Here is a 26,473-nt window from a genome sequence, read left to right as displayed (position 1 = left end):
GCCGTTCAGCGCACGACCGGCAGCAGCAGGCGGCTGGCCTGCGCGGCGCCGCGATGGACGCTCTGGGTCGCCGCCCGGTAATCGGCGGGCCGCGCTTCGAAGAGGTTGTCGACCCAGGTTTGCGGATTGCGGTCGTAGAGCGGGAACAGGCTGGACTGCACCTGCACGCCGATGCGATGCCCCGGCAGGAACACGTGATCGACGTTCGGCAGCTCGAAGCGGTAGGTCTCGACCTTGCCCGGCGTCAGCGCCCGCGGCGCGTCGAAGCCGTGCACGTAGCGGCCGCGGAAGATCTCGATGCCGACCGGCAGCTCGAAGCCGGCCAGGCTCGGCTTGGAACCTTCCTTGGCCGGTTCCGGCGAGTCGTCCGGGTAGATGTCGATCAGCTTGACGACCCAGTCGCTGTCGCGGCCCGAGGTCGCCGCGTACAGCTCGACGCCCGGCGCGCCCATGATGTGCAGCGGCGCGTCGAGCGGCGCGCTTTCGTAGACCAGCACGTCCGGGCGGTCCGAGACGAAGCGCTGGTCGTGCACCAGCCACGGCTTCCACTGGAACGGATCGCCCATGTGGATCGGCCGCGGCAGGAACGGCACGGGCTTGGCCGGATCGGACACGTAGTCGTCGTGGCCGGCCTGCGCGGGCTTGTCGAAGCTGAGACCGAAGCCGGCGCTCAGATACAGCGGCGTCGGCGTGCCCATCGGCCAGCGCGGCGATTCGTTCCAGCGATCGGCGCCGGTCGCGTAGCTCAGCGCCGCCGGCGTGCGCGGGTCCGCACCGTCCTTGAGGTAGTGGTCGAAGAACGGCTTGAGATAGCGCGTGCGGAACTCGGCGGCGGTGTCGCCGCGGAAGGTCAGCGCACCGAGCTCGTAGCCGTAGTGATTGACGCCGGAGTGGCGCCACGGGCCGATGACCAGCGAGACCGGCGCCCGGCGCTGTTGCGAATTCGCGAGCGCCCGGTAGACGGCCGGCGCGCCGTACGAATCCTCCTGGTCCCACTGGCCGACGATCAGCATCGTCGGCACCGTCAGCGGCCGCTGCGCCATCAGCGCGTCGACCGCCTGCAGCGACCAGAACGGCGTGTACGCCGGGTTCTGCATCAGCTTCTGCACGAACGGAATCGCGTCGAGCCCCCATTGCCGCGCGAAGTCGCCGGCCGAACCGGCCTTGAGATAGAGCGTGTAGTCGTCGCCGGCACCGTGCGGAATCTCGCTGCCGCTGCCCTTGTCCTGGCTCATCTCCAGCGCGTAGTCGAAGCTGCTGACGCGAAACGCACCGTTGTGGAACCAGTCGTCGCCGCGCCAGCCGTCGACCATCGGGCTCTGCGGCGCGGCGGCCTTGAGCGCCGGATGCGGATCGATCTCGGCCATCAGCGCCGTGAAGCCGAGATAGCTCGAACCGATGATGCCGACCTTGCCGTTGCTCTCGGCGACGTTCTTCACCAGCCAGTCGATGGTGTCGTAGGCGTCGGTCGACTCGTCGATGCCGCTGTCGTTGAGCGGCCCGGTGAGCGGGCGGTTCATGATCCACTCGCCTTCCGAGTGGTGCAGGCCGCGGATGTCCTGGTAGACGCGGATGTAGCCGTCGTCGACGAACGGCGCGTCCATCGCCGGCAGCACCTCGGTGAGCTTCTGGCTGGCGACGCGCTCGGTCGACTTCTTGGCGTCGTACGGCGTGCGCGACAGCAGGATCGGCGCGTTCTTCACGCCCTTGCGCATGAAAATCACGGTGTACAGCTTCACGCCGTCGCGCATCGGCACCATCTCGACGCGCTTGATGAAGTCGGCCGACGGGCGCAGTTCGTCGTAGGCCGTCACGACGTCCGGCGTCATCGGCGTGACGCGCGCCGGCGCGGCGCCGACGGCGGCAGGGGCGGCAAACGCGAGAGCGGCAGACAGCAGCAGTCCGGCAGACAGCGACGCAGCAGTTTTCATCAATCGGTCCGGTGGTCGGATATCAGGATTCCCGCGCGGCACCTTCGCACTGCCGGCGGGTGCGCCCCCGGGCGCCCGGCCGCGGAGCATAGACATGCTGCCGACGCCGCGGCAACGCGTCAGCGCCTGCGGCGGCGGCGACCGAACACCACGGCGCCGGGCGCTGCGGCTGCGCGCGGCAGCGGCCGGCAGCGCGCCGGCGCGCTCAGCCTCGCGCGGCGTCGAGCAGCACGGCCGCCGGCGCCGTGCGGCGCAGGAAGCGCAGCGCCAGACCGATCGCCGCGACCGTCAGGCCGACGATGAAGCCGCACCACACCCCGGCCGGCCCGAGCTCCGTGCGCAGCGCCAGCCAGGCCGCGAGCGGCAGGCCGACGATCCAGTACGCGGTGATGGTGATCAGCATCGGCAGGCGCGTGTCCTTGATGCCGCGCAGCGCGCCGTTCGCCGTCGCCTGGATGCAGTCGACGATCTGGAAGATCGCCGCGTAGACGAGGAAGCCCAGCGCCAGCTTCGCGACCGGGGCGACGTTGGTGTAGAGCGCGACGATGGGGCCGGGCAGCAGCAGCATCAGGCTCGCCGAGAACACGGCGAAGCCGATGCCGATCGCCATGCCGACGCGGCCGCGCAGCGCGACCGCGTCGGCGTCGCCGGCACCGGCGGCGAGGCCGACGCGCACCGTCGCGGCCATGCCGACCGACAGCGGGATCATGAACATCACCGAGGTGAAGTTGATCGCGATCTGGTGCGCCGCCATGGTCTCGGAGCCGAAGCGCGCGACGATCAGCGCGCCGATCTGGAACAGGCTCGACTCGGCGAACAGGATCGCGGCGATCGGCAGGCCGAGCTGCAGCACCTGGCGCGTCGCGTCGCGCCACGGCCATGCGCCCGGACCGAGGATGTGCAGCGCCCGCAGCACCGGCGTGCGCCAGTACTGCGCGGCGTAGACGAAGACCATCGAGACGTCGGCCAGCGCCAGCGCGTAGCCGGCGCCGGCCGGGCCGAGCGCCGGCAGGCCGAGGCGGCCGTACATCAGCCCGTAGCCGAGTGTGCCGTTGACGACGAAGCCGACCAGCCCCGACACCAGCGACAGCCGCGTCAGGCCGTGCGCGTCGGCGGCATTGCGCTGGACGAAGTTGATGCAGGCCGGCACCGGCGCCAGCGCGATCGCGCGCAGATAGCCGTCGGCGTAGGCGCGCGTGTCGGACGCCAGGCCGAGGAGGTCGAGCACCGGCTCGCGCACCAGCAGCAGCAGCGCCGTCCACAGCAGGCCCATGACGATCGCCAGCAGCAGCGCGCCGCGCACGAAGCGGCCGATCTCGAGCGGATCGCGGCGCGCGCCGATCTTCTGCGCGACGATCGGCGAGACCGCCATGAACAGGCCGGAGAAGAACACGAACATCAGGAAAAAGACGTTCGCGCCGACGGCCACCGCCGCCAGCGGCGCAGCGCCGAGGCGCCCGGCGAGAATGGTGTCGACCGCGCCCATGCTGACGAAGGACAGCTGGGCGACGACGATCGGCCAGGCGAGCTTGAAGTATTCGCGCGCCTCGGCGCGAAATACGTTTCGATCGAGAGTGTGCATATCGGCAACCGCGAGAGGTGATCTCCCGCCGTCGGCGGGAACGAAAAGCCGCCGGATCCGGCGGGGCGCGTAGTCTGGGCATTTTCGCGCGGCGATGCCAGAGTACGAACGACGCAGCCGTCGCTGCGGGCGCGTCCGCCCGCCACGCCCGCGCCGATCCACTCCGCTCCGCCCCCGGTCCCTCCATGTTCAAGCTGCCGACGACCGCGACCGCACCGTTCTGTCCGTCCGAGGTGCGCGGCAGCATCGCGATCCGGCCCGGCCTGCCGGCGTGGAAGAAGCTGCTGGCGTTCTGCGGCCCCGGCCTGCTGGTCTCGGTCTGCTACATGGACCCCGGCAACTGGGCGACCGACATCGAGGCCGGCGCCAAGTACGGCCATGCGCTGCTGTTCGTGGTCGCCGCCGCCAGCCTCGCGGCGATGTTGCTGCAGACGCTGGCGATGAAACTCGGCGTCGCCACCGGCTACGATCTCGCGCGCCTGTCGCGCGAGCATTACGGCCGCCGCGCCAATACCGCGCTGTGGCTGCTCGCCGAGCTGGCGATCGTCGCCTGCGATCTCGCCGAGGTGCTCGGCAGCGCGCTCGCGCTGCATCTGCTGTTCGGCGTCAGCGTGCTGACCGGCGTGGTGCTGACGGCGGCGAGCACGCTGGTCGTCATCGGGCTCAAGGGCAAGGGCTTCCGCCGGCTCGAAGCGATCGTGCTGGCGCTGGTGGCGACGATCGCGTCGTGCTTTCTCGTCGAACTGCTGCTGGCCGGCCCCGAATGGAGCGCGGTGCGCGAGGGCCTGATGCCGCATGCCGGACTGGCGACCGACCGCGAGGCGGTGTACCTGGCGATCGGCATCGTCGGCGCCACGGTGATGCCGCACAACCTCTACCTGCACTCGTCGATCGTGCAGACACGACGGCTCGGCGAAGGCGAGGCGGCGCGGCGCGAGGCGATCCGCTTCCTGCGCGTCGATACCGTCGTGTCGCTGGCACTGGCGATGCTCGTCAACGGCGCGATCCTGGTGCTGGCGGCGACCGCGTTCCACGGCACCGGCTATGCCGACGTCGCCAGCATCGAGGACGCCTACCGTCTGCTCGAACCGGTGGTCGGCACCGCCGCGGCCGCGCTGCTGTTCGGCATCGCCCTGCTCGCCGCCGGCCAGAGCTCGACCTTCACCGGCACGATCGCCGGCCAGATCATCATGGAAGGCTTTCTCGATCTGAAGATTCCGTGCTGGCGGCGGCACCTGATCACGCGCGCGCTGGCGCTGGTGCCGGCCTTCATCGGCGTCGCCGTGCTCGGCGAGCACGCGGTCGGCACGCTGCTGGTGCTGAGTCAGGTCGTGCTGAGCCTGCAGCTGCCGTTCGCGCTGTACCCGCTGCTCCGCTTCACCGGCCGGCGCGACATCATGGGCAGCTTCGCCAATGGTCCGCTGACGCGCATCGCCGGCTGGAGCCTGTTCGTCGCAATCAGTGCGGCCAATCTGTGGCTGCTCGCGCAATTCCTGTAGCCGTCGCGGAATCGGTAAGCTTGCGCCGATGAATCCTTCCGCCGCCACCGGGCCGCAGCCGGCCACCGCGCCGGCCGCCGCGCTCGCGATCACCCTGGTCAGCTGTCCGCCGGACGCCGCCGAGCGCATCGCCCGGCACCTGGTCGACGCGCGTCTGGCGGCCTGCGTCAGCGTGCTGCCGCAGCTGCGCTCGATCTACCGCTGGCAGGGCGCCGTCGAGCAGGCGGACGAAGCGCTGCTGCTGATCAAGCACCCGGCCGCGGGCTTCGAAGCGCTGCGCGCGGCGATCCTGCGCGAGCATCGGTACGAACTTCCGGAAATCGTCGCGGTCCCTGTCGGGGCCGTTCACCCGCCCTATCTCGACTGGATTCTCGCCTCGTGCGCCTGATGCCTGCCCGCGGCTTCGCCGCCCTCGCCCTGCTCGCCTGCACCAGTGCCGGCGCCGCGCCGGGCAATGCCCTCGAGCGCCGCGCCAGCGTCGACGACTTGCTGCCGGCGGCGCAGGCCTTCGACCTGATGCCGATCGAGCGGCGCGGCGCGCAGCTGCATCTGAGCTGGAACATCGCGCCGGGCTACTACCTGTACCGCCAGCGTATCCGCGTCGAGCTGCTCGGTCCGACCGCGGCCGGCCTGCGGCCGATCCGCCTGCCGCAGGGCATCGACCACGTCGACGAGCATTTCGGCGCCGTGCAGATCTACCGCGGCCTGCTCGAAGCCGAGGTGCCGCTGAACCTGCCGGCGGCCGCGGCGCAGCAACCGCTGCGACTGCGCGTCAGCTTCCAGGGCTGCGCCGACGCCGGCGTCTGCTATCCACCGCAAACCCTCACGCAAACGCTGAATCCCTGACATGCGCAAGCCTGCCGTCTTCATCGCCCTCGCCCTGCTCGGCGCCGCCGCCGGCGCGCTGTCGTACCGGCACTTCGCGCAGCCGAAGGTCGAGCGCGCGACGACCATCGCCCCGGCGCTGAGCTTCTCGACGCTCGACGGCAAGACGCTGGCGCTGTCGTCGCTGCGCGGACGCTGGGTGCTGATCAACTTCTGGGCCTCGTGGTGCGCACCGTGCATGGACGAGCTGCCGCATCTGGTCGCCGCGCAGAGCAACTACGGCTCGCTGGGCCTGCAGATCATCGGTCCGGCGCTCGACGAACCGGCCGCGGTGCAGCCGCTGCTGCGCCGCTTCCAGATCAACTACCCGGTCGCCGCCAACTTCAGCGCCGGCGACGCCGCGATGCGCGAGTTCGGCAACGATCGCGGCGCGCTGCCGTTCTCGGTGCTGATCGATCCGGACGGCTTCGTCGCCGAACGCGTGCTCGGCGGCATGAGCGCCGAACAGCTGGAGCAGCTGCTGCGGCGGCATCTCGGCCGCTCCTGATCCAGGACCGCCAAACGCACCGAAATGCCGCGATCTTGTAGGTAACTGCCTGTAAATCCGATTTCGCGCTTGTTTTCGGCGACAGGGCTGCGGCAGAATCGGGCCATACCAAGAACGCGAGCACTCTGCTTGAGCCACCTGCTGCTGATCAACGGGCCCAACCTGAACCTGCTGGGCACCCGTGAGCCGGGCGTGTACGGGCACCAGACCCTGGCCGACATCGAGCGAGAGCTGGGCGCCGAGGCCGCGCGGCTCGGCCACCAGCTGTCGAGCTTCCAGAGCAATCATGAAGGCGCGCTGGTCGACCGCGTCCAGCAGGCCCGTGCCGACGGCATCGCCTTCATCCTGATCAACCCGGGCGCGTACACGCATACCAGCGTGGCGCTGCGCGACGCGCTGCTGGCCGTCGCCATCCCGTTCATCGAAGTGCATCTGTCGAACGTCCACGCCCGCGAGCCGTTCCGCAAGCACTCGTATCTGTCCGACATCGCTTCGGGCGTCATCGCCGGCTGTGGCGCGCTGGGCTACCGGCTCGCGCTGCAGGCGGCGCACGCACGCCTTTCGCCAAACTGACAAGCGCATCCCTGAGGAGGGAGCAATGGATTTACGCAAGATCAAGACGCTGATCGATCTCGTCGAGCAGTCCGGCATCTCGGAGCTGGAAGTGCGCGAGGGTGAGGAATCAGTGCGCATCAGCCGCCAGATGGCGGCGCCGATGCAGCCGGTCTATGCCGCGCCGATTCCGGCCCCGGCGGCCGTGGCCGCACCGGCCGCCCCTGCGGCGGCGATCCCGGCCAAGGCCGACAACCGTCACATCGTCAAGGCGCCGATGGTCGGCACCTTCTACCGCGCGCCGTCGCCGGGCGCCAAGCCGTTCGTCGAAGTCGGCCAGACCGTCAAGGCCGGCCAGGTGCTGTGCATCATCGAGGCGATGAAGATGCTCAACCAGATCGAGGCCGACAAGGCCGGCGTCGTCGTCGAGGTCCTCGCCGAGAACGAAAAGCCGGTCGAGTTCGACCAGCCGCTGTTCGCCATCGAGTAAGGCCATGGCGCATCCGACCATGAGCCTCGCCCGTGCGCTTGCCGGGGTTGCCCGGCGATGAAAGAGATCAAGAAAATCCTCATCGCCAACCGCGGTGAGATCGCCCTGCGCATCCTGCGCTGCTGTCGCGAGCTGGGCATCAAGACGGTCGCCGTCTATTCGACCGCCGACCGCGAGCAGAAGCATGTCGCGCTCGCCGACGAGGCCGTCTGCATCGGCCCGCCGCAGGCGGCGCGCTCCTACCTGAACATGGCGGCGATCATCTCCGCCGCCGAAGTGACCCAGGCCGACGCCATCCATCCGGGCTACGGCTTCCTGTCCGAGAACGCCGACTTCGCCGAGTCGGTCGAGAAATCCGGCTTCATCTTCATCGGCCCGCGCGCGGAGACGATCCGCCTGATGGGCAGCAAGACCAACGCCAAGGCCGAGATGATCGCCGCCGGCGTGCCCTGCGTGCCGGGCAGCAACGGCGTGCTGCCGGACGACGACGACGAGTGCATCCGCATCGCCGCCGAAGTCGGCTATCCGGTGCTGATCAAGGCTGCTTCCGGCGGCGGCGGCCGCGGCATGCACGTGGTGCGCGCGGAAGGCGATCTGATCCAGAAGATCCAGCTCGCGCGCACCGAGGCGCAGGCCGCGTTCAAGGACGGCTCCGTGTTCATGGAGAAGTACCTGGAGACGCCACGCCACATCGAGTTCCAGGTGCTGTCCGACGGCCAGGGCAACGCGATCCACCTCGGCGAGCGCGACTGCTCGATGCAGCGCCGCAACCAGAAGGTCGTCGAGGAATCGCCGGCGCCGGGCATCACCGAGGCGCAGCGCGAGGAGATCGGCACGCTCTGCGTCGAAGCGTGCAAGCGCATCGGCTACCGCGGCGCCGGCACCTTCGAGTTCCTCTACGAGGACGGCCGCTTCTACTTCATCGAGATGAACACCCGCATCCAGGTCGAGCACCCGGTGACGGAGATGGTGACCGGCGTCGATCTGATCAAGGAAATGATCCGCATCGCCGACGGCAAGCCGCTGAAGAAGAAGCAGGGCAACATCCGCTTCCGCGGCCACGCGATCGAGTGCCGCATCAACGCCGAGAACGCGCGCACCTTCGTGCCCTCGCCCGGCGAGATCAAGAAGTACCACGCGCCGGGCGGCCCGGGCATCCGTCTCGACTCGCACTGCTACGCCGGCTACAAGGTGCCGCCGCACTACGACTCGATGATCGGCAAGCTGATCGCCTATGGCTCCGACCGCAAGAGCGCGATCGCGCGCATGCGCCAGGCGCTGGCGGAAATGGTGATCGAGGGCATCCAGACCAACATCCCGCTGCAGCGCCGCATCATGGCGGACCCGGTGTTCAAGGAAGGCACGCACCACATCCACTACCTCGAGAAGATGCTCGAGCAGTGGGCGACGGAGGAGTGAGCCAAGCGGGAAGGCCTTGAAGGGCACGCTCGTTTTGCGAACGCCCGGCCATGGATGGCCGGGCCAGCGGTCGATCGGGAAGTGCGGCCTCGCCAGGGACGGCACTGATAAAGTCGGATCAATAGACCCGCGGCATCTCGCGAACGCCCGGCCAGTGTCGGCCCTGGGCGAGGGACGACTCAAGGTCATGCCGAGTCGAGCAAGGACGGCCGGACCGGCGCTCGATCCGGATAGGCCGTCGCACCAAGGACGGCCGCGCTGAACCAGGAAAAAGCCCCGGCCCGCCGGGGCTTTTTCGCATCCGCAACGCAGGATCAAATGCCCGCGCCATGTGGCGGTGCAGCAATAGCCAGCCCGAGCCCCCCTCACTAAGCTCGCCGCCATTTCCGGTTTTCCATTGCATTGCAGGAGAGACAGATGAAGCCCTACGGCCGCAAGGTGGCGATCCTCGGCGGATCGCGCATTCCGTTCGCCCGTTCGAACACGGCGTACGCGACGAAGTCGAACCAGGACATGCTGACGGCCGCCTTCAAGGGCGTCGTCGACAAGTTCCAGCTGCATGGCGAAGCGCTCGGCGAAGTCGCCGCCGGCGCGGTGCTGAAGCACTCGCGCGACTTCAACCTGTGCCGCGAGTCGGTGCTGTCGTCGGGCCTGGCGGCCGAAACGCCGGCCTATGACCTGCAGATGGCCTGCGGCACCGGCCTGCAGGCGGCGATCAACATCGCCAACAAGATCGCGCTCGGCCAGATCGAGTCCGGCATGGCCGGCGGCACCGACACGACCTCGGACGCGCCGATCGCGGTCGGCGAGAAGCTGCGCAAGATCCTGCTCGAACTCAACCGCGCCAAGACCGCCGGCCAGCGCCTCGCGGCGCTCGCCAAGTTCCGCCCGGCGATGCTGGCACCGCAGATCCCGACCAACGGCGAGCCGCGCACCAAGATGAGCATGGGCCAGCACACCGAGCTCATGGTCAAGGAGTGGAAGATCCCGCGCGAAGCGCAGGACCAGCTCGCCTACGAGTCGCACAAGAAGGCCGCCGCCGCCTGGGACGCCGGCTTCTTCGACGATCTCATCGTGCCGTTCGCGGGCCTGTCTCGTGACAACAATCTGCGCGCGGACATCACCCTGGAAAAGCTGGCGTCGCTGTCGCCGGCCTTCGACCGCAAGTCGGGCCAGGGCACGCTGACCGCCGGCAACTCGACGCCGCTGACCGACGGCGCCTCGGCGGTGCTGCTGGCGTCGGAGGACTGGGCCAAGGCGCACGGCTACAAGCCGCTCGCCTACATCACGCACGCCGAGACCGCCGCCGTCGACTTCGCCGGCAGCAAGCACGAGGGCCTGCTGATGGCGCCGGCCTACGCTGTCGCGCGCATGCTCGACCGCGCCGGCCTGAAGCTGCAGGACTTCGATTTCTACGAAATCCACGAAGCCTTCGCCGGCCAGGTGCTGTGCACGCTGAAGGCCTGGGAAGACCCGAAGTTCTGCCGCGAGAAGCTCGGCCTCGACGCGCCGCTCGGCTCGATCGACCGTGCCAAGATGAACATCAAGGGCGGCAGCCTCGCCGCCGGCCATCCGTTCGCCGCGACCGGCGGCCGCATCCTCGCCTCGCTGGCGAAGATCATCGACGAGAACAACGGCGGCCGCGGCCTGATCTCGATCTGCGCGGCCGGCGGCCTCGGCGTCACCGCGATCGTCGAGCGCGCCTGAGTTCAGGAAGGTCCTGAGCGGCCGGGCTTCGCCCCTGCCGGCAGCGCCCTTCCCGGATCGCAGATGGCAAGAAAAGCCCGGTTCGCCGGGCTTTTCGTTTCTGGTGGTCTTTCCGCTCGGGCGCGGAGCAGGCTTTGTGCATAATCGACCGATCATCATCGGGAGCCTTGCTTCATGAGCCTGCTGCGCACCAAAGCCATCGATCCGAACGCCCATACCGGGTTGCGTCGCTGCCTGACGGCCTGGGATCTGACCCTGCTCGGCATCGGCTGCGTGATCGGCACCGGCATCTTCGTGCTGACCGGCGTCGCCGCCGCCGAGCACGCCGGCCCGGCGATCGTGCTGTCGTTCGTGATCTCGGGACTGGCCTGCGCGTTCTCGGCCCTGTGCTACGCCGAGCTGTCGAGCGCGATCGGCGGCAGCGGCAGCGCCTACGGCTATGCCTACGCCGGCATCGGCGAGTTCCCGGCCTGGATCATCGGCTGGCTGCTGCTGCTGGAGTACACGGTCGCCACCGCCACCGTGTCGATCGGCTGGTCGGGCTACTTCGCCAAGATCCTGTCCGGCTTCTTCGGTTTCGAACTGCCGGCGGCGTGGACGTCGTCGCCGTCCGAAGGCGGTATCTGCAACGTGCCGGCGATGGCGATCGTGCTGGTGCTCGCCTTGCTGCTGTCCTGGGGCGTGAAGGAATCCGCGCGCTTCAACGGCGTGATGGTGATCGTCAAGCTGGCGACGATCCTGATCTTCATCGCGATCGCCGCGCCGCACATCAATCCGGACAACTGGTCGCCGTTCATTCCCGAGCGCGTCGTCGACGCCAACGGCCAGTCGCATTACGGCGTGATGGGCATCGCCACCGCCGCGGCGCTGATCTTCTTTGCGTACATCGGCTTCGACGCCGTCTCGACCGCCGGCGAAGAAGCGATCAATCCGCAGCGCGACCTGCCGATCGGCATCCTGGCGTCGCTGGCGGTCTGCACGCTGCTCTACATCGTCGTGTCCGGCATCCTGACCGGCGTCGTACCGTACCAGCAGATCGACCTCAAGGCCCCGATCGCCGCGGCGATGGGCAGCCTCGGCATCAGCTGGGCGCAGGGCCTGGTCGCGACCGGCGCGATCTTCGGCATCACCACCGTCATGCTGGTGCTGTACTACGGCCTGACCCGCATCGTGCTGGCGATGAGCCGCGACGGCCTGCTGCCGTCGGCGATGGCCACGCTGCATCCGCGCACGCAGACACCGGTCAAGCTGATCTTCAGCAGCGGCATCGTCATCGCGCTGATCGCCGGCCTGTCGCCGATCGGCAAGGTCGCCGAGCTCGTCAACCTCGGCACGCTGGGCGCGTTCTTCCTGGTCTGCCTCAGCGTCATCGTCCTGCGCCGCACGCGCCCGGACATGCCCCGCCCGTTCCGGGTGCCGGCCGTGCCGCTGGTGCCGATCCTCGGCATGGGCTTCTGCGGCTGGCTGATGCTGAGCCTGCCCGGTCTGACCTGGGTGGCCTTCTCGATCTGGATGGCCCTCGGCCTGGCGCTCTACTTCGCGTACTCGCGCCGGCACAGCGCGCTCGCGCCGAAAGCCACCTGATCCTCCGCGCCGCTCTTCAACGCGGGCGGTCGGCCCGCGTATGATCGCGGCGATGCCGAACCCGCCTTCCACTCCGAACGTCGACGCGCACGCCCGCGCGCTGCGCAGCGGCGTGCTGCTCGTCAACCTCGGCACGCCGGACGCACCCGAGGCCCCGGCGATCCGCCGCTACCTCGCCGAGTTCCTCAGCGACCGTCGCGTCGTCGAACTGCCGCGCCCCTTGTGGTGGCTGATCCTGCATGGCTTCATCCTGCCGTTCCGGCCGGCGCGCCTCGCGCATGCGTACCGCAGCATCTGGACGCCCGACGGTTCGCCACTGCTGGCGATCAGCCGCGCGCAGCAGGTCGGCCTGCAAGCGCGCCTCGGCGCCGACATTCCCGTCGCGCTCGGCATGCGCTACGGCACGCCGTCGATCGCCAGCGCGATCGATCAGCTGCTGGAGGCCGGCGCCCGCCGCATCGTCGTGCTGCCGCTGTACCCGCAGTATTCGGCGACGACCACGGCCTCGGTCTTCGACGCCGTGCTCGCGCACGTGCAGCCGATGCGCTGGTGGCCGGAGCTGCGTCTGGTCAACGGCTATCACGACCTGCCCGACTACATCGACGCGCTCGCCGACTCGGTGCGCGCGCACTGGCAGCTGCACGGCCGCGGCGAGCACCTGCTGATGTCGTTTCACTCGATCCCGCTGCAATACCTGACGGCCGGCGATCCGTACTACTGCTTCTGCCAGAAGACCGCGCGCCTGCTGGCGGCGGCGCTGCAGCTGGCCCCGGAGCAATGGAGCCTCAGCTTCCAGTCCCGAATCGGCCGCGCCCAGTGGCTGTCGCCGTACACCGACCAGACCGTCGAGCGCCTCGCCCGCAGCGGCGTACGCACGCTCGACGCGATCTGCCCCGGCTTCTCCGCCGACTGCCTGGAGACGCTCGAGGAGGTCGCGCTGCGCTACGCGGAGCAATTCCGTGCCGCGGGCGGCGAGGCCCTGCGCTACATCCCGGCGCTGAACGCCGGCGAACGGCACCTCGACGTGCTCACCGAACTCGCCCGGCAGCATCTGGCCGGCTGGCCCGACGTCAGCCGCCCGGACCCGGCCGCGGCCGCCCCCGAGCGCATCGCGCGCCTGCAGCGCGGCTTCTGACTTCACCCGCCGGCGCGACGGGACTGCCACTGCCCACAGGCCGTGCCGCCGGAAACTCCTCCGGGGCGGCAGGGCCTCGCGCCAGCGCGGCACCACCAGGCATACGGCGCGACGGCCGCCCTTTACAGCCCGCCCCGCCAGGCTCCTCCGCGGCAATGGAGCAGATACGAAAAAACCCCGCTGCCTTGCGGCAGCGGGGTTTCTGAAGCGTACTTCCGTGCCGACTTACTCGCCGCGGGTGCGGGTTTCGGCGCGACGGTTCTGCGCGCGACCTTCAGCCGTGTCGTTCGTCGCCACCGGCTTCGATTCGCCGTAGGCATACGTGTTCAGACGGCCCGGCTCGACGCCCTTGCGCAGCAGGTACTGCTTGACGGCGTTGGCGCGGCGCTCCGACAGACCCTGGTTGTAGCCTTCGGTACCGATCGAGTCGGTATGGCCGGAGACGTCGACCTTCAGGGCCGGATACTTCTCGGACACCTGATTGATGACGTTCGCGGCATCGTCGAGCATTTCCTTCGAGTAATCCGACAGGTCGGATTTATCGAATTCGAAGTGCACGTCCTCGAAGCGCAGGTCGGCGCCGGAACCGATGATCTTGAAGCGACCGGAACCGAGCGTCGTCGGGCAGCCCTTGTCGTCGACCGCGACGCCGGGCGGCGTGCCCGGGCACTGGTCCAGACCGTCCGGCACGCCGTCGCCGTCCGAATCGATCGGGCAGCCCTTGGCGTCGACCTTCACGCCCTTCGGCGTGCCCGGGCAGAGATCGGCGTCATCCGGCACGCCGTCGCCATCCGAATCCTTGACCTCGACCACCGGCTTGACCGGCTTGTCGCCGAGCGCGGCGACCAGACCGATCCTGACGACCGGCTCGCCGAACGCGCTGACGCCCGGGATGTCGCCGGCATCGAGCCAGCGGTAGCGGACGTCGGCCCGCAGGCCGAGGTGATCGCCGAAATACTTGAAGAAGCCGACGCCGGCGTCGACGAACGGATCGGTCGACTTGTCACCGGTGGTCTTCAGCTCGGAACGCATCGCGCCGACGCCGACGCCGACATACGGCGAGAACTTCGGGTCGCGCGAGTAGAAGAACATGCCATCGAGCTTGGCCCCGTACTGGCGCCAGTTGTTCGGGTTGGCCGCGCCATCCTTGTCGAACTGGTCCCAGGACCCGCTGAACTCCCAGCCCCAGTACTGGTTGATGGCCTTGCCCGCGCCGATGTACCAGCCGTTGCCGTTGTCGGAGTTGCGGTCGCCGTCCTCGAACGTATAGGTGTATCCGCCACTGATGTACGGCCGCATTTCCTGCTCGGCATCCTGCGCCAGTACCGGCATGGCGAAAGCGGCAAGCAGTAACGCAAGTCCGGCACGGTGCATTTTTTTCATTGCCGAATCTCCCAACCTCTTGTTTATCCAGAACAGCCCGAAAGCGTGTGCAGCTTATGCATTATACGCAAGCCATTTTGCACTGCAGCGTAAATTTCGAAGCTTGCGAACCCCGTGGCACTTGCGCACCCTTCGCCTCTGCAGCGATTCTGCCGCGTAAACTAGAAGTTTTCCAGCGAGTTGGAAGCACCGAACCCCGCATGAGCGAATTCCTGACGGCCTATGGCCTGTTCCTCGCCAAGACCGTGACCTGGGTCGCGGCCGTGGCGATCGTCGTCCTCTTGCTGGCGGTCCTGATCCGCGCCGCGCGCGGCGGGTCGGCCGGCGGCGAGCGCCTGGAGGTGCGCAACCTCAATGAGCGCTACGAGGATCTGGCCGATATGATCCGCGACCAGACGCTCAGTGAAGCGGAGCACAAGCAGCTGCTCAAGGACCGCAAGCGCAGCGAGCGCGAACGCCGCAAGGCGGCCCGCAGCCACGCCGACGACGGCAAGCCGCGCGTCTACGCGCTGCAGTTCCGCGGCGATCTGCAGGCCTCCGCGGTCGAATCGCTGCGCGAGGAAATCAGCGCCGTCCTGCAGGTCGCCCGTCCCGGCCGCGACGAGGTGCTGCTCCGCCTCGACAGCGAGGGCGGCATGGTGCACGGCTACGGCCTGGCCGCCTCGCAGCTCGCGCGCCTGCGCAGCGCCGGCATCCACCTGACGGTCGCCGTCGACAAGGTGGCGGCGAGCGGCGGCTACCTGATGGCCTGCGTCGCCGACCGCATCCTCGCCGCGCCGTTCGCGATCGTCGGCTCGATCGGCGTGGTCGCCCAGCTGCCGAACTTCAACCGCCTGCTCAAGCGCCTCGACGTCGACTACGAGCTGCACACGGCCGGCGACTTCAAGCGCACGCTGACGCTGTTCGGCGAGAACACCGAGGCCGGCCGCGAGAAGTTCCAGGCCGAGATCGAGGAAACGCACACCCTGTTCAAGCGCTTCGTCGGCGAGTACCGGCCCAAGCTCGATATCGCGCGCGTCGCGACCGGCGAGCACTGGTTCGGCAGCCAGGCGCTCGAACTGCAACTCGTCGACCAGTTGCAGACCAGCGACGATTACCTGCTCGCGCGCACCCGCGACGCCGAGCTCTACGGCCTGCGCTTCCGGCGCCGGCAACCGCTCGCGCAGCGCCTGTCGGACGGGCTCGTCAAGCTTGGCCTCGGCCTGCGGCGCAGCGTCGAGGAGACGGCGCTGTCGCAGCGCTACCCATAAGCCATCCACGGCACGATTCGGAGAAACTGCATGAAACTGTCCAGCCGCAGCCTGTCCGCCAGCGGTCGCATCCCCGGTCGCTGTGCCTTCGCCGAGAAGGCGCCGTTCGGCCACGTCCGCCTCGCGCAGAATCGCAATCCGCAGCTGCGCTGGAGCGGCGCGCCGGCCGGCACGCAGAGCTTCGCCGTGACCGTCATCGACGCCGACGCGCCGACGCGTCCGGACGACGTCAACCGTGACGGCCGCGTGGTGCCGGCGGCACTGCCGCGCGCCGAGTTCGTGCACTGGCTGCTCGTCGACCTGTCGCCCGAGACTACCGAGATCGCCGAAGGCGCCTGCAGCCAGGGCGTCGCCGCGCACGGCAAGGCGCAGCCGGCCGGGCCGGAAGGTTCGGTACAGGGGCTCAACGACTACACCGGCTGGTTCCAGGGCGACGCGGCGATGGAAGGCCATTACCTCGGCTACGATGGCCCCTGCCCGCCGTGGAACGACGCACGCGTGCACCGGTACACCTTCGAGGTGCTGGCCCTCGATGTGCCGTCACTCGGACTGGCGCCGGGCTTCAGCCTCGCCGATCTGCGCCGCGCGGCGGACGGACACGTGCTGGCGCGCGCCGCGATCGTCGGCCGCTACAGCCTGAACCCGGCGCTGCGCCTGCCCTGAGCCCGCCGGCACGACACCGGAAACTATTGAACGACGCGGCGGTCTTACCGCCGCTGCCTATCCGCAGCCTGATCCGAGACTTTCTTCGATGTCAAAAGAATTCGCCGTCAAGCTCATCGCTCCGCTCGCGGTTTCGGCGTCCATCCTCGGCGCCGCCCTGATGATGTCCTCGGCGCCGCGTTCGGCGCACGCCGATATCCCGGTTCCCGTTCAGCCGCAGCAGCAGTTGCCCGTCCAGGGCGGCGTGCCTTCGCTGGCGCCGATGCTCAAGCCGGTGATGCCCGCCGTCGTCAATATTTCCGTGACCGGCGAGGTCGAAGTCCGCAATCCGCTGATGGACGATCCGTTCTTCCGCCGCTTCTTCGACGTGCCGGACCAGCCGCAGGAACGCGAGTTCCAGTCGGTCGGCTCGGGCGTCATCGTCGATGCCGCCAAGGGCTACGTCATCACCAACAACCACGTCGTCAAGGACGCCAAGGAAATCAAGGTCCGCCTCAACGACGATCGTGAGTTCGAAGCCAAGCTGATCGGCCGCGACGACGGCACCGACGTCGCCGTGCTGCAGATCAAGGCCGACCAGCTCACGGCGCTGCCGCTCGGCAACTCCGACGGCCTGCAGGTCGGCGACTTCGTCGTCGCCATCGGCTCGCCGTACAACCTGCGGCAGACCGTCACCAGCGGCATCGTCTCGGCGCTCGGCCGCACCGGCATCAGCGACGGCCTCGGCGATTTCATCCAGACCGACGCTTCGATCAACCCGGGCAATTCCGGCGGCGCGCTCGTCAATCTCAAGGGCGAGCTGGTCGGCGTGCCGTCGATGATCTACTCGCAGTCCGGCGGCAATGTCGGCATCGGCTTCGCGATTCCGGTCAACCTCGTCAAGAACATCATGACGCAGCTGATCGACCACGGTTCGGTGGAGCGCGGCCGCATCGGTGTGGTCGGCGGCCAGGAAGTCACGCCGGAGCTCGCCAAGGCCCTGAACCTGCCGAGCAGCCGCGGCGCCCTGATCGGCCGCGTCGTGCCCGACTCGCCGGCCGCCAAGGCCGGTCTGAAGGCCGGCGACCTGATCGTCGCCGCCAACGGCAAGGACATCACCGACTTCCCGCAGCTGCGCAGCATCGTCGGCCTGATGCGAGTCGGCGACAAGGTCGACTTCAAGCTCTACCGCGACGGCAAGCTCAAGAACGTCACCGTCACGATCGGCAAGGACACGCAGCAGACGGTCGCCGTCACCAAGGACGTCTCGCCGCGCCTCGCCGGCGCCACGTTCGCGGTGGTCGACGACAGCATGCGTGACGACGACATCGACAGCGGCATCGTCGTGAAGTCGGTGCAGCAGGGCTCGCCGGCGGCGAAGGCCGGTCTGCGCCCGAACGACGTCATCATCGCCGTCAACCGCCAGCCGGTGACGACGATGGAAGACTTCAACAAGCTGATCGCCGGCAAGGGCCAGCTGCTGCTGCAGCTGCGCCGCGGTCCGGGCGCGCTGTTCCTGCTTCTGCAGTAAGCGACACGCCCGCCGTTGCGGGCCGGCGGCGGCTCCAGTAGACGATATACTGGGCCGCCGCCTTTTTTGTCCGCCGCAATGATTGAATCCGAACTCCAGCAGCTCGAGGATCGCGTGCAGCGCCTGATGGCCGCCTACCGCGAAGCCCGTCTCGAGCAGAAGCGCGCCCTGCAGGAGCGCGACCGCCTGCTGGCGCTGAACGCCGAATTGCGCCGTCGCATCGAAGGCATCGTCGAGCGCGTGCGCTCGCTCGAATCGGAGCAGGAACCATGACCGCCGACAAGGACGCCGCCGAGCCGCTCAGCATCACCGTGCGCATCATGGGCAAGGAGTACGCCGTCGCCTGCCCGCCCGACGAGCACGAGGCGCTGATCAAGTCCGCCGACTATCTCAATGAGCGCATGACCAGCATCCGCAAGCGCGGCAAGGCGCTCGGCGCCGAGCGCATCGCGGTGATGGCGGCGCTCAACATCGCGCGCGAGCTGCTCGAGCTCAAGGGCGTCGAGGGCGTCGCGCAGGCCGACCCGCAGACCGTGCAGCGGCTGCGCCAGCTCGCGCTCGACATCGACTCGACGATGTCGCTCGAATGACGAGCGGTCGAGCCGCACGAAGCACCCGTGATATCCTGTGCTCGTGTCTCCTGCGGTGTTCGCGAATCGGTTTGGTACCCTTGAGCCTATTTGCAAAACCCCGGGAACCCTAACCACGCCGGGCGTGCAGGCCCACCACGCAGTGGGAAGCCCGATGGCATGGCGAGGTGCCCACTTGAGACTACGTCTCAAGGTCGAAGACCGATGACGGCACAGGCGGGAGACACCTATACACGCAAGCAGGCGCTGCGCCGCGAACTCCGCGCGCGGCGCCTTCGTGTTTGCGGCGCCGGCCGTCGCCGCGCGTCGCGGCAGGCGGCACGCCACGCGCTGGCGCTGCTGCGCGCGCTGCGCGCACGCCGCGTCTGCGTCTACCTCGACTACGGCAGCGAACTGCCGACCGGCACGCTGATCGCCGTGCTGCGCCGCGCCGGCGTGCGCGTGGCCGTGCCGCGCGTCCTCGGACCGAGCGTGATGCGCTTCGAGTGGCTGCGTCACGATGCGGCGCTGCGCCGCAACCGCTACGGCATCGCCGAGCCGGCGCGCCACGGCGCCCGCGTGCGACGCGCTGAACTCGACGCCGTCATCCTGCCGCTGCTCGGCTTCGATGCGTGCGGCACCCGGCTCGGCACCGGCGGTGGCTATTACGACCGCTGGCTCGCGCGCCCGCGCATCGGGCGGCGGCCGCGCTATCTCGGCTACGCTTACGCGATCCAGCAAGTCGACCGTCTCCCGCGCGAGCCGTGGGACGTACCGCTCGACGCCGTGATTACCGAACAGGGAGTGAAATGGCCTACTGGCTGATGAAGTCCGAGCCCGACGTCTTCTCGATCGACGATCTCGCGGCCCGCCCGAAACAGACCGAACCGTGGAACGGCGTGCGCAACTATCAGGTGCGCAACATGTTCCGCGACCAGTTCGAGATCGGCGACGAGGCGTTCTTCTATCACTCCAACGCCAAGGTGCCCGGCATCTACGGCGTGATGAAGGTCGTCTCCAGGGCCTATCCCGACCCCACGCAGTTCGATCCGAAGTCCGAGTACTACGATCCGAAGGCGACGCCCGAAGCGCCGCGCTGGCTGCTGGTCGACGTCAAGTTCGTGCGCAAGCTGGCTGCGCCGGTGACGCTGGCGACGCTGCGCGCACACGAGCCGAAACTCAAAGGTCTCGCCTTGCTGGCGCCCGGCACGCGCCTGTCGGTGGTGCCGGTGCGCCCGGAGCACTGGCGCTACATCCTCAGCCTCGAAGATCGCTGAGCGCGACCCGCCGGCCGGGCGGATCGCTGCCCGCGTCCGGCGGTGACCGGCACAGGCCGGCGACGGCTCAGTCGGTGCCGAGGAAGAGCTTGTACGCCGGATTGCCGGTTTCGTCGGCGTATTCGTAGCCGAGCGCGTCGAACACGCGCCGGCACTCGGCCCATTCCTTCTTCGGCACCTGCAGGCCGCACAGCACGCGGCCGTAGGCGGCGCCGTGGTTGCGGTAGTGGAACAGCGTGATGTTCCAGCGTGCGCCGATCGCCTGCAGGAAATCGGCGAGCGCGCCCGGGCGTTCCGGAAATTCGAAGCGGAACAGGCGCTCGTGGGCGAGACCCGGGGCGCGGCCGCCGACCATGAAGCGCACGTGGTCCTTGGCCATTTCGTCGCCGCGCAGGTTGAGCACCGGATAGCCCTGCTCGCGCAGGCCGGCAACCAGCGTGTCGAGCTCCTCGCTGCCGCCGGCCAGCTTGAGGCCGACGAACACGTGCGCGGCACTGCCCTGCGCGTAGCGGTAGTTGAACTCGGTCACCGGGCGGCGGCCGATGTGGCGGATGAACTGCCGATAGGCGCCCGGACGTTCCGGCAGCGTCACCGCCAGCAGTGCCTCGGCGTCGTCGCCGAGCTCGGCGCGTTCGGCGATGTGGCGCAGACGGTCGAAGTTGACGTTGGCGCCGGAAATGATCGCGGCCAGCGTCCGGCCGCGCACGCCGCGCTCGTTGACCCAGCGCTTGAGGCCGGCGACCGCGAGCGCGCCGGACGGCTCGGGCAGCGCACGCTTGTCGTAGAAGATGTCGCGAGTCGCGGCGCAGATCTCGTCGACGCTGACCAGCACCGTGTCGTCGACCAGATGCCGGGCGACGCGGAAGGTCTCCTCGCCGATCTGCCGCACGGCGACGCCGTCGGCGAACAGTCCGACCTGCGGCAGCACCACACGACGGCCGGCCTTCATCGCCGAGGCGAAGCAGGTCGAGTCGTCGGGCTCGACGGCGATTATCTGGATGCGCGGATTGGCCGACTTGATGGCGGCGGCGACGCCGGCGATCAGGCCGCCGCCGCCGACCGGCACGAACACCGCGTCGAGATTGCCGCACTGCTGCAGCAGCTCGCGGCCGATCGTGCCCTGGCCGGCGATGACGTCCGGATCGTCGTAGGGATGGATCATGGTCCAGCCCTTCTCGACCACCAGCTGCTCGGCATGCGCACGCGCGTCGTCGAAGCCGTCGCCGTGCAGGATCGCCTTGCCGCCGAGCTCGCGCACCGATTCGACTTTCAGCGCCGGCGTCGTGCGCGGCATGACGATATGCGCCGGAATGCCGAGCTTGCGCGCCGCCAGCGCGACGCCCTGCGCGTGGTTGCCGGCGGAAGCGGTGACCACGCCGCGGGCCCGCTGCTCGGGCGCCAGCCGCACGATCTTGTTGTAGGCGCCGCGCAGCTTGAACGAGTAGACCGACTGCTGGTCCTCGCGCTTGAACAGGACGCGGTTGCCGAGCCGTTGCGACAGCTTGCCCGCGTCCTCCAGCGCCGAGACCACGGCGACGTCGTAGACGCGCGCACTTTCGATGCGCGCACGGTATTGCTCGAGCAGCTTGCGGGTATCCGCACTGCCAGCAGGGCGTTTTGGGGAGCTCACGTCACATCGTGTCGGGGGGCGGTATCGCCTATGATACCGCGCACTCTGCCCCGGGCAGGTCCGAACCGGATCGCAACAGGATTTCAATGTCAGCGCAAATCGCCTTCATCGGTGGCGGCAACATGGCGGCCAGCCTGATCGGCGGCCTGCTCAAGGCCGGCCATCCGCCGGCGCGACTGGCGGTCGCCGAGCCGCTCGCCGAGCGCGCACGCTGGCTGAAGGACAGCTACGGCATTCGCGTCGCCAGCGCCGCCGGCGAGATCGCGCCGAGCGCGGATGTCGTGGTGCTGGCCGTCAAGCCGCAGCAGATGCGCGAGGCGCTCGCTGGACTGCGCCTGCAGGCCGGCTGCGTGGTCGTGTCGATCGCCGCCGGCATCCAGCTCGCATCGCTGGCGCGCTGGCTCGGCGACGAGGTGCATCTGATCCGCACGATGCCGAACACGCCGGCGCTGCTCGGCGCCGGCATTTCCGGCCTCTACGCACCGCCGTCGGTGCCGCCGCAGGCGCGCCAGCTCGCCGAGTACGTGCTCGGCGCCGCCGGCACCTGCGTGTGGATCGCCTCGGAAGACCTGATCGACGCCGTCACCGCGGTGTCCGGTTCCGGGCCGGCGTATTTCTTCCTGCTGACCGAGGTGATGCGCGAGGCCGGCGTCAGACTCGGACTCGACGCCGACGTCGCCGCCCGGCTGGCGCTGCAGACCTTCATCGGTACCGCCAAGATGGCCGAGGATGGTGCCGCCCGCGGCATCGACGTCGCGCAGCTGCGCGCCAACGTCACCTCGAAGGGCGGCACCACCGAAGCCGCCGTCCGTCATCTTGAAAACGCCGGCCTGCGCGCCATCTTCGCCGACGCGCTGCAGGCGGCCGCCGAACGCGGCCGCGAACTCGGCGCATTGCTCGCCAAGGAGTCCTGATGGGCGCCAACGCCGCCAACGCCTTGCTGTTCCTCGTCACCACGCTGTTCGATCTGGCGCTGTGGATCTATCTGCTGCGCGTGCTGCTGCAGTGGTCGCGCGCGGACTTCTACAACCCGATCTCGCAGGCGATCTGGAAGGCGACGCGCTATCCGAACGACTGGCTGCGCCCGTACCTGCCAACGGTACGCAACATCAATCTCGCCGCCGCCCTCACGCTGGCCGTGCTGGCCGTCGTCTATATCTACGTCGTCATCGGCGTGCTCGGCTTCTCGCTCGGCCCGGCCTCGGTGCTGTGGTACGCGGCGCTCAAGCTGGTGGTGCTGACCGTCAATCTCTATACCTTCACGATCTTCGTGCAGGCGATCCTGTCCTGGCTCGGCCCCGGCGTGAACAATCCGGCCAGCAACATCCTGTGGAGCCTCAACGAGCCGCTGCTGCGGCCGATGCGCCGCTTCCTGCCGCCGATGTCCGGGCTCGATCTCTCGCCGCTGGTCGTCATCCTCCTGCTGCAGGTGCTGAACCGCCTGCTGCCGCTGCCGGGCGCGTTCCGCTAGTGCCTGCCCTGAAGGCATCCAGCCGTCGATGAACGAAGCCGCTGTCGATTTCACCGCGCCCGGCTCGGTCGGCGTCGTCACGCCGCAGCGCGTGCTGATCGACGCGCCGCTGCCGCTCGATTGCGGGCGCACGCTGCCGCGCCATGAGCTGATGGTCGAGACCTACGGCACGCTCAACGCCCAGCGCAGCAACGCGGTGCTGATCTGCCACGCGCTGTCCGGCGACCATCACGCCGCCGGCCTGCACCACGTCGACGACCGCAAGGCCGGCTGGTGGGACAACTGCATCGGCCCCGGCAAGCCGATCGACACGCGGCGCTACTACGTCGTCGCGCTGAACAATCTCGGCGGCTGCAAGGGCTCGACCGGGCCCAGCTCGATCAACCCGGACACCGGCGCGCCGTACGGTCCGGACTTCCCGTTGCTGACCGTGCGCGACTGGGTGCGCTCGCAGGCGCTGCTTGCCGATGTGCTCGGCATCGGGCGCTGGGCGGCGGTGGTCGGCGGCTCGCTCGGCGGCATGCAGGTCATGCAGTGGGCGATCGACCTGCCGGAGCGTGTCGCCAACGCCCTCGTCATCGCCTCGGCGCCGCAGCTGTCGGCGCAGAACATCGCCTTCAACGAGATCGCGCGCCAGGCGATCCTCTCCGATCCCGACTTCCACGGCGGCCGTTTCTACGAGCACGGCGTGGTGCCGTCGCGCGGCCTGATGCTGGCGCGCATGATCGGCCACATCACTTATCTGTCCGACGCGGCGATGCGCGCCAAGTTCGGCAACGACCTGCGCGAGCCGACGCCGAGCTTCAATTTCGACGTCGAGTTCGAAGTCGAGAGCTACCTGCGTTATCAGGGCCAGGCGTTCGTCGATCGCTTCGACGCCAACACCTACCTGCTGATGACCAAGGCGCTCGACTACTTCGATCCGGCCCGCGACTACGGCGACCGTCTCGACGCCGCGTTCCGGCATGCGCAGGCGCGCTTCCTGGTCATCGCCTTTTCGAGCGACTGGCGCTTCTCGCCGGCGCGCTCGCGCGAGATCGTCAAGGCGCTGGTCGACGCCGACCGCGACGTTTCCTACGCGCTGATCGAGTCGCAGCTCGGTCACGACGACTTCCTGATGCCGATCCCGCAGTATCACGACGTGCTGCGCGGCTATCTGGCCCGCGTCGCCGATGAACTGGAGGCGCGCGCGTGAACCTGCGCCCCGACCTCGAACCGATCATCGACTGGATCCGGCCCGGCTCGCGCATCCTCGATCTGGGCTGCGGCGACGGCGTGCTGCTGCGACATCTGGCCAGAACGCGGCAGGTACGCGGCTACGGCCTGGAGATCGATCCGCGCAACGTCTCGCGCTGCGTCGCGGCCGGCATCAACGTGATCCAGGCCGACATCGACGAAGGCCTGCGCGACTTCGAGTCCGCGTCGTTCGACCACGTGGTGATGACGCAGGCGCTGCAGGCGCTGCAGCGGCCGGACGAAGCGATCGCCGAAATCCTGCGCGTCGGCAAGACCGGCATCGTCACGTTCCCGAACTTCGGCCATTGGCGCGTGCGCCTGGCGCTGGCGCGCGGCCGCATGCCGGTGACGCCGATGCTGCCGTCGCGCTGGTACGACACGCCGAACATCCATTTCTGCACCGTCGACGACTTCGAGGCGCTGTGCGCCGAGCGCGGCTGGAAGATCCTCGCCCGCCGCCTGCTCGACCACACGCACCATGAAGGGCTTGCGCACCGCCTGGCGCCGAACCTGTTCACCGAGGTCGCGATGTACCTGCTCGAAGCGCCGCGCGTGACCGGTTTCGCGACCTGATCGCGCACGCCGCGCGCAAGCCCGGCTTCAGGCCGCGCGCGTCTCGGCCCGGATCTCGCCGATCAGGCGATCCTTGTCGCTCCACAGTGCCGCGATCCAGGTGTGGAAGCGCGCACGGAATTCCGGATCGTTCTCGTAGCTGCCGAGGAACAGTTCGCGCGGCACCTCGAGCTGGCGGATGTCGACGACGACGCGTCCCATGCGTCCGCAGAGGAAGTCCCAGAAACCCTTGGCGCCGTCCTGGTAGACGATCGTCACGTCGAGCAGCGAGTGCAGCTGCTCGCCGAGCGCCGACAGCGTGAACGCGAAGCCGCCGGATTTCGGCTTCAGCAGATAGCGGTACGGCGACTGCTGCTTGGCATGCTTGGCCGGCGTGAAGCGCGTGCCTTCGAGAAAATTCAGGATCAGCGCCGGCTGATGACGGAACGCTTCGCAGGCGCGCCGCGTGGTCTCGATGTCCTGGCCCTTGAGCGCCGGGTTGCGGGCGATCTGTTCCTTGGTGTGGCGCTTCATGAACGGGTAATCGAGCCCCCACCAGGCCAGACCGAGGATCGGCACCCAGATCAGTTCCTGCTTGAGGAAGAACTTGAAGAACGGCGCGCGCCGGCCGAAGGCCTTCACCAGCACCAGGATGTCATTCCAGGTCTGGTGGTTGGCGCAGACCAGGTACTGACGGCGCGGATCCACCTCCGCGTGCATGCGCACGTCCCAGTGCACGCGCATCACCGTGTCGGTCATCAGCACGTTGACGAAGGCCCAGCGCTGCGCGCTCCAGGCCACGCCGCGCGACACCGCGTCGCGCAGAGGCCCCTTCGGCGTCAGCAGCTTGAGCAGAATCAGCAGATAGACCGGCACGGCCCAGAACAGGGTGTTGAGGATCAGCAGCAGGGCACTAATCGCGCCGATGAGGGGCGCCGGCAGCCAGGAGAGCATGGTGGGTGTCGTCTTTGTCGTTATCAGGACAGATTAACCGCCTGAACCGCTTCGCAAAAGCCGGTCAGCCGGCGCGCGGATGAGCCGACCAGTGGATATGCACGATCAGCCAGCGTCCGCCGCGGCGCTGCAGCACCATGGTCTCGGTATTGTCGATGTCGACACTCTGGCCACCGAAGCGGCCGGTCGTGCGCGCCTGCGTGATGACCCAGGCCAGATCACCGCTCGCGTAGGCCTCGCGGTGTACCACCTCGTAGCGCGTCGACGCGGCGAACAGCAGATCGCTGTCGAGGTGCCCGTCGGCGTACGCATCGCGCGAGCTCTCGGTGTAGCCCTGCTCGAAGATCGCGACGTCCGGTGCCAGCAGCTGCAGCACGCGCTCGCGATAGTTCTCGGCGACGCTGGCGTGGAAATCGTCGACGACCGCCGCCGCCTGCGCGGCCGCGTCGGCGTGCGGCGCAGGCGGTGCCGGTGCCGGTGCAGGCGCCGGCGGCACGACCGCGGCCGACGGCGTCGCGCCCTGCGCATCCGGCGCTGCCGGCTCGGCCGCCGGCGTCTGCTCCGGCCCGGCCGGCGACTCGCCCGCCGCCTCGTTCCCGGCGGGAGACGGTGCGGCGGGTGCTTCGGCGGGTGCTTCGGCGGGTGCTTCGGCGGGTGCTTCGGCGGGTGCTTCGGCGGGTGCTTCGGCGGGTGCTTCGGCGGGTGCT

Annotated in this window: 27 protein-coding genes and 1 other RNA gene; 22 read left to right on the top strand and 6 right to left on the bottom strand. The window is 68.9% G+C overall.

Features of this window, described 5'->3' with window-relative positions:
* Nucleotides 1-5: 5 nt before the first annotated feature.
* Both K343_RS0102820 and K343_RS20695 read right to left on the bottom strand, forming a co-directional pair.
* On the bottom strand, nt 6-1,931 hold the full coding sequence (locus K343_RS0102820) for a CocE/NonD family hydrolase (protein ID WP_028006766.1): 1,926 nt from the start codon (nt 1,929-1,931) through the stop codon (nt 6-8).
* Nucleotides 1,932-2,136: 205 nt separating this feature from the next.
* The gene (locus K343_RS20695) at nt 2,137-3,513 is read right to left on the bottom strand and encodes an MATE family efflux transporter (RefSeq protein WP_043112071.1); all 1,377 of its coding nucleotides are present in this window, start codon (nt 3,511-3,513) and stop codon (nt 2,137-2,139) included.
* 185 nt (nt 3,514-3,698) lie between these two features.
* Between K343_RS20695 and K343_RS0102810 the strand changes: the two genes are divergently transcribed.
* The 10 genes from K343_RS0102810 to hemH all read left to right on the top strand — a co-directional run bounded on the left by K343_RS0102810 (nt 3,699) and on the right by hemH (nt 13,271).
* Entirely contained in the window at nt 3,699-5,012 is a 1,314-nt protein-coding gene (locus K343_RS0102810; RefSeq protein ID WP_028006765.1) for an Nramp family divalent metal transporter, read from the top strand.
* 28 nt (nt 5,013-5,040) lie between these two features.
* Nucleotides 5,041-5,400, top strand: a complete 360-nt coding sequence (cutA, locus tag K343_RS0102805) for a divalent-cation tolerance protein CutA (RefSeq protein ID WP_051277890.1) — start codon at nt 5,041-5,043, stop codon at nt 5,398-5,400.
* Nucleotides 5,400-5,858 (top strand): protein-disulfide reductase DsbD domain-containing protein, encoded by a 459-nt coding sequence (locus K343_RS0102800; RefSeq protein ID WP_084615694.1) that lies wholly within the window; start codon nt 5,400-5,402, stop codon nt 5,856-5,858. The genes cutA and K343_RS0102800 overlap by 1 nt, the downstream gene beginning before the upstream one ends.
* Nucleotide 5,859: 1 nt before the next feature.
* Nucleotides 5,860-6,384 (top strand): TlpA family protein disulfide reductase, encoded by a 525-nt coding sequence (locus tag K343_RS0102795; RefSeq protein ID WP_043112069.1) that lies wholly within the window; start codon nt 5,860-5,862, stop codon nt 6,382-6,384.
* A 129-nt stretch (nt 6,385-6,513) separates the two neighbouring features.
* On the top strand, nt 6,514-6,957 hold the full coding sequence (gene aroQ, locus K343_RS0102790) for a type II 3-dehydroquinate dehydratase (RefSeq protein WP_028006761.1): 444 nt from the start codon (nt 6,514-6,516) through the stop codon (nt 6,955-6,957).
* A 25-nt stretch (nt 6,958-6,982) separates the two neighbouring features.
* Entirely contained in the window at nt 6,983-7,426 is a 444-nt protein-coding gene (accB, locus tag K343_RS0102785; protein WP_028006760.1) for an acetyl-CoA carboxylase biotin carboxyl carrier protein, read from the top strand.
* Nucleotides 7,427-7,483: 57 nt separating this feature from the next.
* Complete coding sequence (accC, locus tag K343_RS0102780) at nt 7,484-8,845, top strand: acetyl-CoA carboxylase biotin carboxylase subunit (RefSeq protein WP_028006759.1); 1,362 nt, start codon at nt 7,484-7,486, stop codon at nt 8,843-8,845.
* A 417-nt stretch (nt 8,846-9,262) separates the two neighbouring features.
* Nucleotides 9,263-10,552, top strand: a complete 1,290-nt coding sequence (locus K343_RS0102775; protein WP_028006758.1) for an acetyl-CoA C-acetyltransferase — start codon at nt 9,263-9,265, stop codon at nt 10,550-10,552.
* A 174-nt stretch (nt 10,553-10,726) separates the two neighbouring features.
* The gene (locus K343_RS0102770) at nt 10,727-12,136 is read left to right on the top strand and encodes an amino acid permease (protein ID WP_028006757.1); all 1,410 of its coding nucleotides are present in this window, start codon (nt 10,727-10,729) and stop codon (nt 12,134-12,136) included.
* Between the two features lie 52 nt (nt 12,137-12,188).
* Nucleotides 12,189-13,271: a ferrochelatase gene (hemH, locus tag K343_RS0102765; RefSeq protein ID WP_043112131.1), complete on the top strand. Its 1,083-nt coding sequence runs from the start codon at nt 12,189-12,191 to the stop codon at nt 13,269-13,271.
* A 225-nt stretch (nt 13,272-13,496) separates the two neighbouring features.
* On the opposite strand, the gene K343_RS20690 is transcribed toward hemH, so the two are convergent.
* Nucleotides 13,497-14,654 (bottom strand): OmpA family protein, encoded by a 1,158-nt coding sequence (locus K343_RS20690; protein WP_084615626.1) that lies wholly within the window; start codon nt 14,652-14,654, stop codon nt 13,497-13,499.
* 200 nt (nt 14,655-14,854) lie between these two features.
* On the opposite strand from K343_RS20690, the gene sohB reads away from it, so the two are divergent.
* From sohB to K343_RS0102725, 8 genes are all read left to right on the top strand, one after another.
* Nucleotides 14,855-15,904, top strand: coding sequence for a protease SohB (gene sohB, locus K343_RS0102755; protein WP_028006755.1), 1,050 nt, complete (start codon nt 14,855-14,857; stop codon nt 15,902-15,904).
* A gap of 30 nt (nt 15,905-15,934) precedes the next feature.
* Nucleotides 15,935-16,567, top strand: a complete 633-nt coding sequence (locus K343_RS0102750) for a YbhB/YbcL family Raf kinase inhibitor-like protein (protein ID WP_028006754.1) — start codon at nt 15,935-15,937, stop codon at nt 16,565-16,567.
* Nucleotides 16,568-16,655: 88 nt separating this feature from the next.
* Entirely contained in the window at nt 16,656-18,077 is a 1,422-nt protein-coding gene (locus tag K343_RS0102745) for a DegQ family serine endoprotease (RefSeq protein ID WP_028006753.1), read from the top strand.
* Nucleotides 18,078-18,155: 78 nt separating this feature from the next.
* The gene (locus tag K343_RS0102740; protein ID WP_020650491.1) at nt 18,156-18,350 is read left to right on the top strand and encodes a hypothetical protein; all 195 of its coding nucleotides are present in this window, start codon (nt 18,156-18,158) and stop codon (nt 18,348-18,350) included.
* A complete protein-coding gene (locus K343_RS0102735) occupies nt 18,347-18,667 on the top strand; it encodes a cell division protein ZapA (RefSeq protein WP_028006752.1) in 321 nt (106 codons plus the stop codon). The genes K343_RS0102740 and K343_RS0102735 overlap by 4 nt, the downstream gene beginning before the upstream one ends.
* Before the next feature lie 44 nt (nt 18,668-18,711).
* A non-coding RNA gene (ssrS, locus tag K343_RS23815) (6S RNA) lies at nt 18,712-18,894 on the top strand.
* Between the two features lie 19 nt (nt 18,895-18,913).
* On the top strand, nt 18,914-19,471 hold the full coding sequence (locus K343_RS0102730) for a 5-formyltetrahydrofolate cyclo-ligase (RefSeq protein WP_028006751.1): 558 nt from the start codon (nt 18,914-18,916) through the stop codon (nt 19,469-19,471).
* Nucleotides 19,456-19,923 (top strand): EVE domain-containing protein, encoded by a 468-nt coding sequence (locus K343_RS0102725; RefSeq protein ID WP_028006750.1) that lies wholly within the window; start codon nt 19,456-19,458, stop codon nt 19,921-19,923. The genes K343_RS0102730 and K343_RS0102725 overlap by 16 nt, the downstream gene beginning before the upstream one ends.
* Before the next feature lie 67 nt (nt 19,924-19,990).
* Here the strand turns inward: K343_RS0102725 and ilvA are convergent, their stop codons facing one another.
* Nucleotides 19,991-21,508: a threonine ammonia-lyase, biosynthetic gene (gene ilvA / locus K343_RS0102720; RefSeq protein ID WP_028006749.1), complete on the bottom strand. Its 1,518-nt coding sequence runs from the start codon at nt 21,506-21,508 to the stop codon at nt 19,991-19,993.
* A gap of 131 nt (nt 21,509-21,639) precedes the next feature.
* Between ilvA and proC the strand changes: the two genes are divergently transcribed.
* From proC to metW, 4 genes are read left to right on the top strand one after another with little or no spacing between them, the layout of a single operon-like run.
* Complete coding sequence (gene proC / locus K343_RS0102715; RefSeq protein WP_028006748.1) at nt 21,640-22,467, top strand: pyrroline-5-carboxylate reductase; 828 nt, start codon at nt 21,640-21,642, stop codon at nt 22,465-22,467.
* Nucleotides 22,467-23,024, top strand: a complete 558-nt coding sequence (locus tag K343_RS0102710; protein WP_028006747.1) for a YggT family protein — start codon at nt 22,467-22,469, stop codon at nt 23,022-23,024. Before proC ends, K343_RS0102710 begins: the two co-directional genes overlap by 1 nt.
* 28 nt (nt 23,025-23,052) lie before the next feature.
* Entirely contained in the window at nt 23,053-24,219 is a 1,167-nt protein-coding gene (metX, locus tag K343_RS0102705; RefSeq protein WP_028006746.1) for a homoserine O-succinyltransferase MetX, read from the top strand.
* A 2-nt stretch (nt 24,220-24,221) separates the two neighbouring features.
* Entirely contained in the window at nt 24,222-24,833 is a 612-nt protein-coding gene (gene metW / locus K343_RS0102700) for a methionine biosynthesis protein MetW (RefSeq protein ID WP_028006745.1), read from the top strand.
* Between the two features lie 27 nt (nt 24,834-24,860).
* On the opposite strand, the gene yihG is transcribed toward metW, so the two are convergent.
* Nucleotides 24,861-25,766, bottom strand: a complete 906-nt coding sequence (yihG, locus tag K343_RS0102695) for a 1-acylglycerol-3-phosphate O-acyltransferase, YihG family (RefSeq protein WP_043112062.1) — start codon at nt 25,764-25,766, stop codon at nt 24,861-24,863.
* A 64-nt stretch (nt 25,767-25,830) separates the two neighbouring features.
* The coding region (locus K343_RS23165) for a nuclear transport factor 2 family protein (protein ID WP_051277888.1) at nt 25,831-26,473 on the bottom strand (643 nt) is incomplete at its 5' end.

The organism is Solimonas flava DSM 18980, assembly GCF_000426685.1.
Lineage (GTDB): Bacteria > Pseudomonadota > Gammaproteobacteria > Nevskiales > Nevskiaceae > Solimonas > Solimonas flava.
This window is presented reverse-complemented; position numbering and strand designations above follow the sequence as displayed.